Origin of the sequence: Vibrio sp. ZF 223 (assembly GCF_003050585.1) — a bacterium.
GTDB lineage: Bacteria > Pseudomonadota > Gammaproteobacteria > Enterobacterales > Vibrionaceae > Vibrio > Vibrio crassostreae.
In genome coordinates, this window is sequence record NZ_PIGB01000001.1 from 302,593 (window position 1) to 315,853 (window position 13,261).

General features: G+C 44.1%; 12 protein-coding genes. 8 read left to right on the plus strand and 4 right to left on the minus strand.

The annotated features are described in order from the left end of the window. Window positions 1-76 precede the first annotated feature (76 nt). From CWO13_RS01330 to CWO13_RS01340, 3 genes are all read left to right on the plus strand, one after another. Complete coding sequence (locus tag CWO13_RS01330; protein WP_108082612.1) at window positions 77-2,140, plus strand: protein-disulfide reductase DsbD family protein; 2,064 nt, start codon at window positions 77-79, stop codon at window positions 2,138-2,140. A 3-nt stretch (window positions 2,141-2,143) separates the two neighbouring features. After that, window positions 2,144-2,713, plus strand: coding sequence for a protein disulfide oxidoreductase (locus tag CWO13_RS01335; RefSeq protein WP_107898383.1), 570 nt, complete (start codon window positions 2,144-2,146; stop codon window positions 2,711-2,713). 111 nt (window positions 2,714-2,824) lie between these two features. Further along, on the plus strand, window positions 2,825-3,544 hold the full coding sequence (locus CWO13_RS01340; RefSeq protein WP_108019485.1) for a DsbA family protein: 720 nt from the start codon (window positions 2,825-2,827) through the stop codon (window positions 3,542-3,544). A 316-nt stretch (window positions 3,545-3,860) separates the two neighbouring features. Here the strand turns inward: CWO13_RS01340 and CWO13_RS01345 are convergent, their stop codons facing one another. Then, entirely contained in the window at window positions 3,861-4,880 is a 1,020-nt protein-coding gene (locus CWO13_RS01345) for a succinylglutamate desuccinylase/aspartoacylase family protein (protein WP_108082400.1), read from the minus strand. Between the two features lie 377 nt (window positions 4,881-5,257). Between CWO13_RS01345 and CWO13_RS01350 the strand changes: the two genes are divergently transcribed. The 3 genes from CWO13_RS01350 (at window position 5,258) to CWO13_RS01360 (ending at window position 7,944) form a co-directional block, all read left to right on the plus strand. After that, window positions 5,258-6,211, plus strand: a complete 954-nt coding sequence (locus CWO13_RS01350; RefSeq protein WP_108082401.1) for a porin — start codon at window positions 5,258-5,260, stop codon at window positions 6,209-6,211. Window positions 6,212-6,366: 155 nt separating this feature from the next. Continuing rightward, window positions 6,367-7,257 (plus strand): DMT family transporter, encoded by an 891-nt coding sequence (locus CWO13_RS01355; protein WP_048661118.1) that lies wholly within the window; start codon window positions 6,367-6,369, stop codon window positions 7,255-7,257. Between the two features lie 69 nt (window positions 7,258-7,326). Beyond that, window positions 7,327-7,944: a glutaredoxin domain-containing protein gene (locus CWO13_RS01360; protein WP_017062739.1), complete on the plus strand. Its 618-nt coding sequence runs from the start codon at window positions 7,327-7,329 to the stop codon at window positions 7,942-7,944. Window positions 7,945-8,097: 153 nt separating this feature from the next. Here the strand turns inward: CWO13_RS01360 and CWO13_RS23595 are convergent, their stop codons facing one another. From CWO13_RS23595 to CWO13_RS01370, 3 genes are all read right to left on the minus strand, one after another. Continuing rightward, entirely contained in the window at window positions 8,098-8,232 is a 135-nt protein-coding gene (locus CWO13_RS23595; RefSeq protein ID WP_004737777.1) for a hypothetical protein, read from the minus strand. Window positions 8,233-8,517: 285 nt separating this feature from the next. Beyond that, a complete protein-coding gene (locus tag CWO13_RS01365) occupies window positions 8,518-8,868 on the minus strand; it encodes a hypothetical protein (protein ID WP_017057980.1) in 351 nt (116 codons plus the stop codon). Window positions 8,869-8,968: 100 nt separating this feature from the next. After that, a complete protein-coding gene (locus CWO13_RS01370) occupies window positions 8,969-10,174 on the minus strand; it encodes a multidrug effflux MFS transporter (RefSeq protein ID WP_102480732.1) in 1,206 nt (401 codons plus the stop codon). A 108-nt stretch (window positions 10,175-10,282) separates the two neighbouring features. On the opposite strand from CWO13_RS01370, the gene CWO13_RS01375 reads away from it, so the two are divergent. Beyond that, the gene (locus tag CWO13_RS01375) at window positions 10,283-11,179 is read left to right on the plus strand and encodes a LysR family transcriptional regulator (protein WP_048662361.1); all 897 of its coding nucleotides are present in this window, start codon (window positions 10,283-10,285) and stop codon (window positions 11,177-11,179) included. Window positions 11,180-11,340: 161 nt separating this feature from the next. Further along, complete coding sequence (locus CWO13_RS01380; RefSeq protein WP_102480733.1) at window positions 11,341-13,185, plus strand: putative bifunctional diguanylate cyclase/phosphodiesterase; 1,845 nt, start codon at window positions 11,341-11,343, stop codon at window positions 13,183-13,185. The last annotated feature ends 76 nt before the right edge of the window (window positions 13,186-13,261 follow it).

Consider the following 13,261-nt stretch of genomic DNA (forward strand, 5'->3'; position numbering starts at 1 on the left):
CTTTTATTTATTTTTTGGAGATACATTTGTGTACAACACACTACTAACTAAGTTTGTCGATTCTTTGGCATTCTGCATGCGTACATGCGCGAAAACTCTAGTCACAGCCCTTTTGGTCATGACATCATTTACTGCCTTAGCACAGACTACAGGTTGGCTCAGCGTGCCTGAACACCCGCCAGTCAAAATGCGAATGATGTCGACAGGTGAACAGTCAGATGACGGTTCTAAGATTCAAACCGTGCTCGATGTCGTGCTCGACGGCGACTGGAAAACCTATTGGCGCAGCCCTGGTGAAGGTGGCATACCACCAAGCTGGGACTGGTCTGGTTCAACAAACATTGAGTCAGTAGATTGGCATTGGCCGATACCTAAGTACTACGAGCAGCTTGACGTCATGACGTTAGGTTACAAAAAGCACGTCAGCTTTCCTGTCACGTTAACCCTGAAAGACAACACAAAGCCTGCAATATTCAGGGCCTCGTTTACCTTTCCGTCGTGTACCAATATCTGTGTGTTAACCGATTACGATATCGAACTGCCGATTGACCCAAAAACTTTAGCGCTTGATGAAGAAGCGATGTTCTTGTTCAACCAAGGCATGAGCCAGTCGCCACGAGAAGCTAACCGCACTTCGGTGAACGGTTTGTTTTGGGATAAGAGCAAGCAGCAATTGGTTACTCAGCTGACAAGCAAAGATGGTTGGGATAAGCCAATGGTGTTGATTGACGGGCAAGAAGTGATTGATGACTTCTTCTCTCAACCAAGCGTCCACATAACAGACAATACAATGACTGCTGTATTCGATGTCAGTAACTGGCTTGGCGAGGTCGATCTAACCGATCGCACGGTGAGTGTTACAGTATCGGACACGAACTTTGCCGAAGAGATGACAGCTCAAGTGGGCTCAGACCCGATCGCTTATCAAGAGAGTAGTAACGGCTTTATTGCGATGTTCGGTTTTGCCTTAATTGGTGGCTTGATCCTCAATATCATGCCATGTGTGTTGCCAGTATTAGGAATGAAGTTAAACAGCATCATTCAAAACCAAGGAGCATCTAATCGTCATATCCGACTCTCATTCTTAGCGTCTGCTTCTGGTGTCATTACGTCATTTGCTCTGTTAGCCCTTGGTATGACCATTCTAAAAATGGGTGGTAATGCGATTGGTTGGGGAATCCAGTTCCAAAATGTTTGGTTCATCGGATTAATGCTGATCATCACTTTGCTGTTCTCGATTAACCTGCTTGGGCTATTCGAATTCAGACTGCCTTCAGGTTTAAACACTTGGATGGCAACTAAAGGGGATGATTCACATTCAGGCCACTTTGTTCAAGGTATGTTTGCGACGCTATTGGCAACGCCGTGTAGCGCACCATTCCTAGGAACCGCCGTCGCTTATGCACTTGGTGCTAGCTATCAAGAGTTATGGGCTATCTTCATCGCACTCGGCATAGGTATGAGTGCACCTTGGCTGGTTTTTGCTGCCTTCCCACGCCTAACCAAGCTAATGCCTAAGCCAGGCCCTTGGATGTTCACTGTTAAGTTGATTTTCGGCTTGATGATGTTCGCTACCAGCTTATGGTTAACGAGTCTGCTGAGCCCATTCATTGGAAAGTTCCCAACGATCGTGCTTTCTGTTTTGATCCTAGCAACAGTATTGATTTGGATTGGCAAGAAGCTCGGCACTAAGGTACTAGCGCCTATCCTGGCTACCACCACAATAGTATTTGGTGCAGCGCTTATCGTAGGGAGCGTCACTGCGGACAATTGGGCAACTCCGATTGTGGATGATTTACCTTGGCAACCGCTTGACGCGAAACAGATACCTCAACTGGTTGCTCAAGGGAAAACGGTGTTTGTTGATGTGACCGCAGAATGGTGTATTACATGTAAGGCGAACAAAATCGGCGTCATTCTTCAAGACCCTGTTTATAGCCATCTGCAACAAGAGAATATCGTTCTAATGAAAGGCGATTGGACCACTCCAAGCGAAAGTGTCACTCAATACTTACAAAGTAATGGGCGATTTGGTGTGCCATTTAATATCGTCTACGGTCCGAGCTATAAAAGTGGTATTCCACTGCCTGTCATTCTCAACAGTGACACTGTCGTTCAAGCCATCGATGCTGCGAGATAACTAATGAAGACTCCCAACAATGAAGAGAAGCCCAACACGACCAAAGACCACTCTATAAAGGGTGAGGCTAAAAAGCCAAGTCGCCTTAAAAAGTGGGGAAAGGAACTGGTCTCAATGATACTGATCGTTGGCGTGGTTTCCTTTGCTATGGATTTTTATCACAGCAGAAGTATGCCTCAAGGAGGTGCAATTCCAATCGTAGGTCAATCACTCCAAGGTGAGAATATTGATGTTATCGAGCTCAGTAAAAACGGTAAGCCTGTCATTGTCTATTTTTGGGCAACTTGGTGTGGTGCGTGCAAATTCGTGAGCTCAACCGTCAATAGCTTCAATGACTCTCACCAAGTCGTTACGGTCGCCCTTTCATCAGGACCAAATGAGCGAGTGCAACGCTACTTGGACGCCAAAGAGTATGACTTCCCGGTGATCAATGATCTTTCAGGGCATATCAGTAGAGACTGGGGAATCAATGTCACACCCAGCATTGTCATCATTAAAGATGGAGAGATAAGCAGTATCGCGACAGGCGTTACTTCTCCCATAGGGCTGTGGTTGAGAACTTACTTTGCCTAGCCTATTGGCAAACAGGGCAAGTAAGTCGTTTCAAATCAACTAAACAAAGAACACTAGTGCGAGCGCCACCAAATTATCGCTCACCATTACTAAGAATTCGAGATAAATAACATGAAAAAGCTTCTGATAAGCACACTAATTTTAGGCTCACTAATGAGCACCAACGCCTTCGCAGAACTAAGCAAAGAACAAACCCAACAACTTGAGGAAATTAACCAGTTTCTGAAAGAGAACCCTTCAACTATTTCGGGGTTACACACCAGCTTAGAGCAATATGTAGCGGGCCAAGCTCAAGCAAAGAAAGCCCAAGCAGAAAGCCATGATTGGTTATACAACAATGACGCTCATCCAATAACAGGAAACCCGGATGGCAAGTCGGTAATCATCAATTTCACCGACTATAACTGTCCTTACTGTAAGCGCTTAGAGAAAGGTTTGGCTCAATTAGTCTCTGAAAATAGCGACATTAAAGTGATCAATGTGTACTTATCATTTAAACAGCAGCAAGTCGACGGCCTCAACACCAATGCCGCTTTATATGCGATGAAAGTATGGCAAGACAAGCCAGAAGCGTTCCCTGAGGTTAATAGATTATTGATGGCAAAAAGTGGTAGCCACACAAAATTTTCACTACAAGCTGTGGCGAAGAAAACGGGAACAGAAGCCCAGTTGGACACTACAGATGAACAAAAGAACACGCTAATGACCAACCATCAAACCTTTAGCGCTCTGGGTTTAACAGGAACGCCAACGATGATGATGAACGATCAGGTTCTACCGGGCTATGTGCCTTACGAACGACTAAAAGATATTGTGGATGATGCTTTTTAATCAAGTTTAGATAGAGATAAAGATTCGAACGAAAAGAGAATAAAAAGCCGACTAGCGTAACTCGCAGTCGGCTTTTTCATGAGCTTAAGATAATGTTTTCCGATATTATTTTTGAAACAAAAAAGCAGTCGAAGTGTCACCATCTCGCAATGGGTTCTTAATTTATTCTCGTTACTCTAAGAACAGTTATGTCAAAGAGTCCAAGACGTGCTTACTCTAGACAACTGTCCTTTGACCGAGCCCTGCTCGGTCTTTTTTTGCGTGTTTTAAATGGTGACACGCTGCATTAATACGGAAACGTCCAACCGACTGCCCCCTAACTTAGCAAGCGACAAACCAGTGCCCCCGGTTCCCTTAATGCATCCACGTTATAGCTAAGGACACGTCCAGCAGACGGTGCGTGATAACGGCGGCATTCATTACCAAAAGCATCATATTGGATGGCTAACAAATCACCTTGCTCCACGCTTTGCAAAAGCTCGATCTGAGGCAGAACAAAACCACCAATATCAGCACGAATAGACACGACGTTGTTGCCTTCAATCCAATCCATGCTTGGCAGTTGCTTTACTTCTAACGGATCTTGTCCATCGACCTCAAGCATTTCATAATAGGAAAGCATGTTCAAAACACCGTCTACCGCTCTTTGAATCATGTCAGGTTGAGTAAACTTACCCATCCCTACTTCGACAGTGATGCTCGGTATACCACTGCGATTCCAAACCGTTTCAAGAATCCCAGGATCGCCAGGATCATTAAGCACACAATCGGGTTGCATCAGCCTCGCCATATCCAAACATTGCTCTATGCGATAATCAGCAAATACATAAAGTGGGTATACTGCACCGCGAGTTTGGGTATGAAGGTCAACGGCGAAGGTGGCATTATGCTTGAGTAAGCGCTCCCAAAGTGACGCAACAAAGCGCTCCGCCGCTAAGCCATTCGCATCACCCGGAAAGAGTCGATTGAGGTTGGCAGGGCAAGAACCCGGATCTGAAGAGATGAAGTCTCTGCTATGATTCAATAACCCAGATAAGTTCACCGTTGGTACAATTGTCACTGTCCCTTCTAGATCTTTCCCTACTAAGTCTCGGATAATTTGCTGAGCAGCCAATACACCGTTCAGTTCATCGCCATGAATACCGGCCGTGATCATCAACTTAGGACCATCTTGGCTGCCTTTGAAAACAGAAACTGGCATGTTTTTAGGTTGTCCGAGTCCATCACTGGTCACTTGAAACCAAAACTGATGCTCTCCGACCTGTAAGTCTTCAACATTCAAGGAGCCAATAACCTGCCTGCCTTGTAAAACATCGCCTAAGTACTCTGTTTTCATCCAACCACTCCATCTTGTTGAGCAAAATCTATTCTCTCGTAAGTTTTTGCATCATAGAGGATATCTTAACCAGTACAAGCAGTTAATCGATTTAACAGCTGCAGTTCAGCCCATAGAACTCACTCATAACATCCTCATCTCTTTCAAAGTAAAACTCGTACAGATAGCGGTTCTAAAACTTCCAATTTAGATAATTATTCACAAACCGCTCAGCCAAAGGAAATAAAAGTGCAATAAAATCAACATCTAAAAAAGTCCCCCATTCACGAAAATGTAATTTTATGGAAATGAAAGCTTAATTTATCTGCTCTAAATTAGCTTCATATCGAAACGGAGAGCGCATTGCTCACGGATTTTAAAATACAAGGTAAGTGATTATGAAAAAGGCAGTTCTAGCTTCTGCAGTGGTAGCAGCACTAGTTTCAGGTTCTTCTCTAGCAGCAACAGTTTACAGCTCTGACGGCACTGAGCTTAAGATTGGCGGTCGTGCGGAAGCTCGCTTCAACATCTCTGACAACAACGAAAGTGCATCAGACAGTTCTTTCAAAGACAAGTCACGAGCTCGTCTAAATATCTCAGGTAAAACTCAAGTTTCAGATGAGTTATACGGCTTTGGTAAATATGAAGCTGAATTTACTGGAGATACGGCTGAAGGTGTAAATGGAGAGAAAACGGACTCACTTACTAACCGTTATTTCTATGCTGGCCTTGGTACAAACTTCGGTGAATTCTCTTACGGTAAGCAAGATTCATCACAGGTAATGTTGACTGACATTACGGATACAATGGCTACATTTGGTGCTGATGCCGCTGATGCCGTTGATGGTAACAAAGATAAACGTGAGAATAACTTCCTTTACTCTGGTGAGTTTGACGCGTTGACAGTGCAAGCTAACTACATCGCAGCAAATGAAAAAGACGCTGATAGTTTTGGCCTCGCTGCTATGTACAACCTAGGTGCATTTGACCTTGGTGCGGGTTATGTTTCTCAAAAGAATGGTAACTTCGATGACGATCAAATCAACCTTGTAGCTCAGTTCTCCATGGATGCGTTTACTGTTGGTGGCCTATACACAATGGCTTCAGTTGCAGATGAAGACTACACAGGCTACGAGCTTTCAGCTATCTTCAAGGCAACTAAACAGCTATCACTAATTGGCGTATATAACTACGGTGAGTTCGATAAAGCGGCTGATGAAGAAGCAAACAACTTTGCTATTGAAGCGGTATACAAGTTTAACGGCCACATTCGTACATATGCTGGTTACAAGTTCGAGCAACTAGACAATAAAGATGACCAACTACAAGCTGGTGTACGCTACGACTTCTAATCTAAATTTACTTTAGATGAAGGCTAAAAAGGTTGGGCAATGGCTCAACCTTTTTTCATATTCAAATATTCTGACTAACTTCATCAATGCTTTTTCTGGTTTCATTGTGCTAAATCCGTATCATAGGTGAACCACATCAAATAATTAGAAGCATCATGTCACAACACCATCCGATTCAAGGCGCTAGCTGGATGCTAACCGCTGGTTTAGCCTTTGCTTTGATCAACAGCCTAACTCAAATCGCTAGCATTCATTTCGGACTGACTTCTACTACCGTTGCCGTCATTCAGTATTCAATTGCATTGTTCGCTATTCTTCCTTATCTAAAAACATTGGGAATTCGACGAGCACTAAAAACTGATAATCTCAAGCTACACGTATTCCGTGTCTTCCTATCGGTTATTGGTATCCAACTTTGGATTTGGGCGCTGGCTTACCCTGTGCCGATTTGGCAAGGCATAGCCCTTCTTATGACTTCGCCACTGTTTGCAACCATAGGTTCTGGTCTTTTCCTAAAAGAGAAAGTGGGCGCAGCTCGTTGGGGTGCAACCTTAGCAGGCTTCGCAGGTGCTATGGTCATTCTCGAACCGTGGGCTGAAGACTTTAGCTGGGCGACGTTGTTACCCGTTGGTGCAGCGTTCTTTTGGGCATGCTACTCACTGATGGTGAAAAAGCTTTCTTCACAAGACAGCCCTTCCACCATGGTGGTTTACCTTCTGCTATTAATTACGCCATTTAACATCTTGCTGGCCGTTCCTGATTGGCAAATGCCAAGTGGCGGCACTATTTGGGCTATCTTAATCGTTATCGGTGTTATGACAGCACTGGCTCAGTGGGCTATTGTAAAAGCATACTCGGTGGCTGATGCCTCTTTCGTTCAACCGTTTGATCACGCGAAATTACCTCTAAATGTCTTGGCTGGTTGGCTGGTCTTCAGTTGGGTTCCACCAGGTCGTTTATGGCTAGGGGCTGCGATTATCATTGCGTCAGTTGCATTCATTACCCATTGGGAAACAAAAAAAACGGCGAAAGTTAAGAAAGTTTAAAGTCGATGAAATAAATAGTTCGACTATCCGTTCTATATTGATAAGAGAATTTTAAGCGAGGTCGTGACCATGAAGAAACCAGTCAAGATTACACTATACCGTTGGGCAGGCAGCTGGGGTCCATTTAAAGTAAATATCCCATGTGGAGAATGTACCCTTACCAAAGACATTCTTAAGGACACTTTTGAGAATGAATTGGCTGACGTTGATGTCGAACTAGAAGTGAAAGATTGGTTATCTCACTGGTGGGAACCTTTAAAGCTGGGTTCTTGGCATGCTCCGATCCTTGTTGTTGAAGGCAAGGTAGTAAGCCAAGGCGAAGCTCTAAATCGCGGTGTTCTGATTCAATCGGTCATTAAAGAGTGGACCAAAAGAGACAGCCTAAAAGGCAATATTGTTTATGGTAAAGCAACCTGCCCATTCTGCGTTAAGGCGAAGAAAATGCTTGATGAAGCGGGTGTCGAATACCAATACCACGATGTCGTAAAAGACAGCGCAGCTTTGTATCGCATGATTCCAGAGGTAAAAGCGCACATCGGTGAGAAAACACCGGTCACCGTTCCTCAAATCTGGCTTGATGGTAAGTACATCGGCGGGGCTGATAACTTGGAAGCATGGATGAAAGAGAATGGCTTAGATAGCATTCCTAATAATGTGGTCGACCTGTCCAATCAATCTGCAGGCTGAATTAATTAATAGCCATTAGTCAGAAGCGTAATTTGTGTTTTTTGTGTCCATCCACAACAAAACAAAGCGATACCTTTCACCAATCGCTAAAACGAAAAAGGCCTTAAACTTCATCGAGTTTAAGGCCTTTTAAAATTCCGTTTCTGAAAATGCTTATTTAGCCATTTTCTTCATCATTCGCTTGATAAATGATGCTTTTTTAGGCTTTGACTTGCCGTACATTGCTTCGTGCATCATGTTTTTTGCTGCCATTTGACCCAAGTATGCGTGGCCTAGTTCGTAATTCATGCTTATCTCCGCACTTAATCAACTTTCTTTAGCGCGGATTTTACACTTAAAACGCTCAAAAACAAGATCCAAATCACATTTTATTGCAACTTAATCAATGAAGTTGCAATAAGCCTGTTTTTGTCTTTGCGCAGACCGGGATTATATCAGTATATCAATGAGTTAACGTGAAGCCCGGTTTGGCCTTAATGCTCTATCCCTATGAACAATCCAAAACATTGGTCTAGACAGTCATAAAAAAAGCAGCTCAAGAGAGCTGCTTTCTAAAATACTTTACTGAGAAACCTAGCTGCGCTTTGGCTGTCTGTAAGTTTTACCGGCAATTTGGTATGTGTCTTTTTGCTTCAATTCAAACATCGTTTCAAAGAACCAAGCTGCAAATTTGATTAAGTCATCGCCTTCATTCATGACATGTTCGATGTACTCTTGCTCTTCGCCTTGTTCATTTTCTTGAAGCGTCACGTGGTAAATACGCTTTTCGCCTTCCACTTCAGCTAGTGCAAATTGACCAGTCAGTGATGCAGCAGCCTCTGCGACTTCTGTATCCTCATTGGATTTCAATAGCTCAAGCGCTTGAGGCAGGCCATCTAGCGCGCAGATAGCTTTTACCAGTACTTCAAATTCATTTTGCTGCATTTTGTTTTTACCTATTCAATGGACCGAAGCATTGTAGAAAACCATCAGCACAAATACAACGTATTAACGATGGTGCGTTAGACGATAGTGAATTTGGCATTTAGCTATATTCCATTTCAACAGTATCGCCTTTTTTGTTCATTTTGGTTGAAGACCAAAGCACTCCCCCCATAGCTGCACCAATAATGAGGTAGAACGCGCCTAACTGTAGATGAGTCGTCACCCAACTCTCTACTAAATACCCACCGAGTAAACCCGCCAAACACATCTGAATTGAGCCTGACAACGCAGAGACGGCGCCCGCTTGCTTCTTATGAGGCTCTAATAACATGCTGATCGATAGAGGGAACGAAATCCCTTGTGCTATCGCCAACCAAGTAAACGCCCAAACTAAGTTAAAAATGGATAATTCATGAGTAAGAAGCCAAGTTCCCGACGCCAAGATAATCAAAATAGCTAGGCTCATCAGTTGGGACGTACTAAACCTACGATTGAGCATGTTTAAAGCGACGCTACCTATCAGTAAGCCCGCCGAAGGAACAATCATCAATGAGCCATATTCAGCGGCGGTCAGCCCCAATTGCTCTTGCATTAAGAATGGAAACAACGACAACGAAACCAAACTCGCCATATAGCTCATCCAGTTGTAACTGGCGCTGGTTAACACTTGGCGATTGGTCAACAAACGTCCGTAGTTCTTCACCACTTGGCAGGCATCAAAGCGACTCTTTCCGTATGGCAAAGTTTCATGAAGAACAAAGTAACCTAGCGTAAATATCGCCAATAAGTACATCAGAACAAACAGGAATACCGCTTGCCAACCGAGGTGAAATGAAATCCAACCACCAAATACAGGCGCAATGATTGGCATGATCGAAGCGGTGATCGAGATATAAGACAACGCTTTGGTTAGTTGAGGGCCATCATAACTGTCGCGGAGCACACTTCGTCCGAGAACCGAAGCACTACCCGCTCCTAAACCTTGCAACAAACGGCCAACCTCTAGTGCCAGCATGCTGTCAGAAAACACGACACAAACAACAGTACCAATCAAATAAACACCCTGACCTAACAAGAAAATAGGTCTTCTTCCCACTGCATCGGACATCGGTCCGTAAAATAGCTGAGATAAACCAAAGCCTACTAAAAATAGCGTTACAAGAAGCTGCACATCAACTTGAGTGACACTTAAGTCAGCAGCAATGAGCGGCAGTGATGGCAAGTAGATGCTTACACCCACTTGTCCCGTCGCAATGATCATCATCGCTAACAGTAATGGCGTTTTTTTAAAGGTCGATTGGTTCAAAAAATTCCCTATTCGTTTGATATTTGTTCATGATATAAGTCTATATTCAAAACCAGTAATTGATAATTAACCAAATTGGAATTTAATTAAGTCCTAACAGGAAATAATATGGATTGGATTCTCAACGTAAAAAGCTACGTTAGAGTTGTAGAAGAAGGCAGTTTCAATGGCGCTGCACGTAAACTCAATACCACCAGCTCAGCGATCAGCAAAAGAGTAAACTGGTTGGAAGAGCGCATTGGCACTCAACTTTTAAAGCGCACCACACGCTCAATTAGCCAAACCGAAGCCGGTGCGCTCTTTTACCTGAGAGCCAAAGATCAGCTCGACAATTGGCAGTCCATTATTGATGAGACTCGCTCGGTTAACCAAACCCCTGCAGGCTTATTAAAGATAGGTGCGACAATTGCGGTTGGCTCTAAGTTTCTCGTGCAATACATGGACGACTTCTTAGAAAAGTATCCAGACATTAAGGTGCAGCTGATCACGACCACTCCAGGACAATTACCAGAACTGGGCTTAGATCTGGTGATCAGTCGTGAACTGGAACAACTCAACTCGTTAAGCTTCAAGAAGACACCGCTGTTTGAACACAAGGCCAGTTTCTATGCTGCGCCGAGTTATCTGGCCAAACATGGTTACCCCACAAGCGAACAGGACTTAGAACAACACAACTCCTTGATCTGGGGAGAGCGTCCAACCCGTGAAGTCACACTAACTAAAGGACAACGCATCACTTTGAACGGTAACTTTGCGACCACCAACCCTGAGGCTTTGTTTCATGCCGCGAAGCGAGGAATGGGCGTACTGTTAACCATCAAAGCAATGATCAAAGAGGATCTTAAACAAGGGACACTGGTTCCAGTATTACCAAATATAACAGCCGACGAAGTGATGGTTTACGCGTACTACCCTAAGCTTGACTACTCACATACACGAACCAAGCTGTTTTTGGACCATTTGAAAGATAGATTGGACAAAGAGCGCAGCACTCAGGCTCTGTGAAATAAGTCACATTTTAATTTGAAAAGTTATACAACACGACCAATAATAAACTAGACGCATATTGATAGTAAAACTTAATACTGCGCAGTTACAAGATCGTACAAACAAGAGCATACACATACGGCTTATACACTGAATCTGGTTAACTAGGGATGGTGACTATGACTCAACATACGCACAACAGCATGATAGACACTGAGCGCATCGGACGTTTACTGAAGTTGGAAGGTATCGACCTTTTAGAGTCGGCTGTACTTACTTTGCACCAAGCCTTTGGTACTCAATACACCAGTATCATTGAGAAAAAATACTTTCCAGACCAAGTTGTTCCTCTGGTAATTGCTCATTCGGACCATGTACTGCACGACAAAATCAATGCTCGTCATGGGCATATCTACCAGCAAGCGGTTAATCAAAGACACCCAGATTGCTCTTTCGCTCAGTACGTCGTCCAGTCATTACCGACATCAGCATTTAGGCAGGAAGTAACCTCGCAGAACTCGATCGCTATTCCTACTCGTACCCAAAGTGGTGAAGTGATGGGCGTGTTGTTCTCTACGTTTAGCTCGCCTCTTAGTCCAGACCAACAACAAGCCGTGATAAAACACCACCAATTATTCGCCGATATCATCATCCACACCTTGCGTGAAATGTGGTTCAACGACCGTTCTGAGCAACTGGTGAATCAACTCAGTTACGAAGTGTCACACGACAGTTTAACGGGGTTACTAAACCGAAGCTGTTTATCGGATACCCTAGAGTCGATCACTCAACAGAGCGTCACTCCATTCTCACTCGCTCTGCTCGACATCAATAGCTTCAAGGCCATCAATGACATGCACGGCAACTATATTGGCGATAAGGTTCTCCAATATGTAGCAGAGACTTTGCGTCGAACCTTGCCTGAAAGCAACCTGACTTTCCGGACTGCTGGCAATGAGTTCGCTTTCATTACCTATCATTCAGACCCGATAGCCGTTTGCGAGCAAATACTGGACAAGATAAAGCAAGGTTATAGTAACGTTGATATCAAAATCGATTTCGACGTTAGTATCGGCATTGCCCGCTCAGATGGGGATAACAAGGACGTTGAGCAAATCATTTTCAACACCAGTTTGGCGCTTAAAGAGTGCAAACACAGCCAAGATACCCATATCCAATGTTATGACACTCACTTAAGAGTTCGCTACCAAAGAAAAACCGAGCTAGTCGCTGCGCTGCGAAGTGAACTGGAAAATCCGATTTCACAAAGCTATATCCCCGATAGCAATGGAATGTACGTAGTTGTGCAACCCATTGTGGGCCAAGGCGAGACGCAATGGGAATATTTCGAGGTACTGACTCGCTGGAAGACCGCCAGACACGGTGACATATCGCCAGTAGAGTTCATTCAAGTGGCTGAAGAGTCTGGGCTAATTGTCGAGCTTGGTGAGCGTATTATTGAATTAGTGTGCCGCGCGAAAACCGCATTAGAACAAGGCTTAGGTTACAAGGTTAAGCTTGGGATAAACTGTTCTGCTCATGAGCTTACCGACTCTAAGCGCTATATTTCCTATCTGACTCGAACCATTGAACAACATCACTTTAAAGCTGATGAGTTTGTTATTGAGTTAACCGAAACGGTCCTGTTATCTCCAACCCAAGAGACAAAATCGGCACTTAACTTCCTTAGAGGACAAGGCTTCACCATTGCGCTCGATGATTTCGGTACGGGTTACTCCAGTTTGAATTACATTCACAGCTACCCTATAGATTGCATTAAAATTGATGCCACCTTTATCCGTAATTTGTTAACCAACTCAACCTCAGAGAGCGTTGTTTGGCTGATTATCCAGCTTGCTCATAGGCTCGATGTGTCATTGGTTGCGGAAGGCGTAGAGAAGCGTGAGCAATTAGAAAAGCTGCACGCAATGGGATGTGACAAGATCCAAGGATACCTCTACTCGCCACCAATGCGACCTGAAGCTATCGTCAGTTATGTTACTCATTCGGAGGCTTTGACTTAAAGCGCTCCCCTTTAATTGAACTAGGATCAAAAAACCGCGAGAACATGACTCTACTCCGAGTGATGCTCTCGCGGTT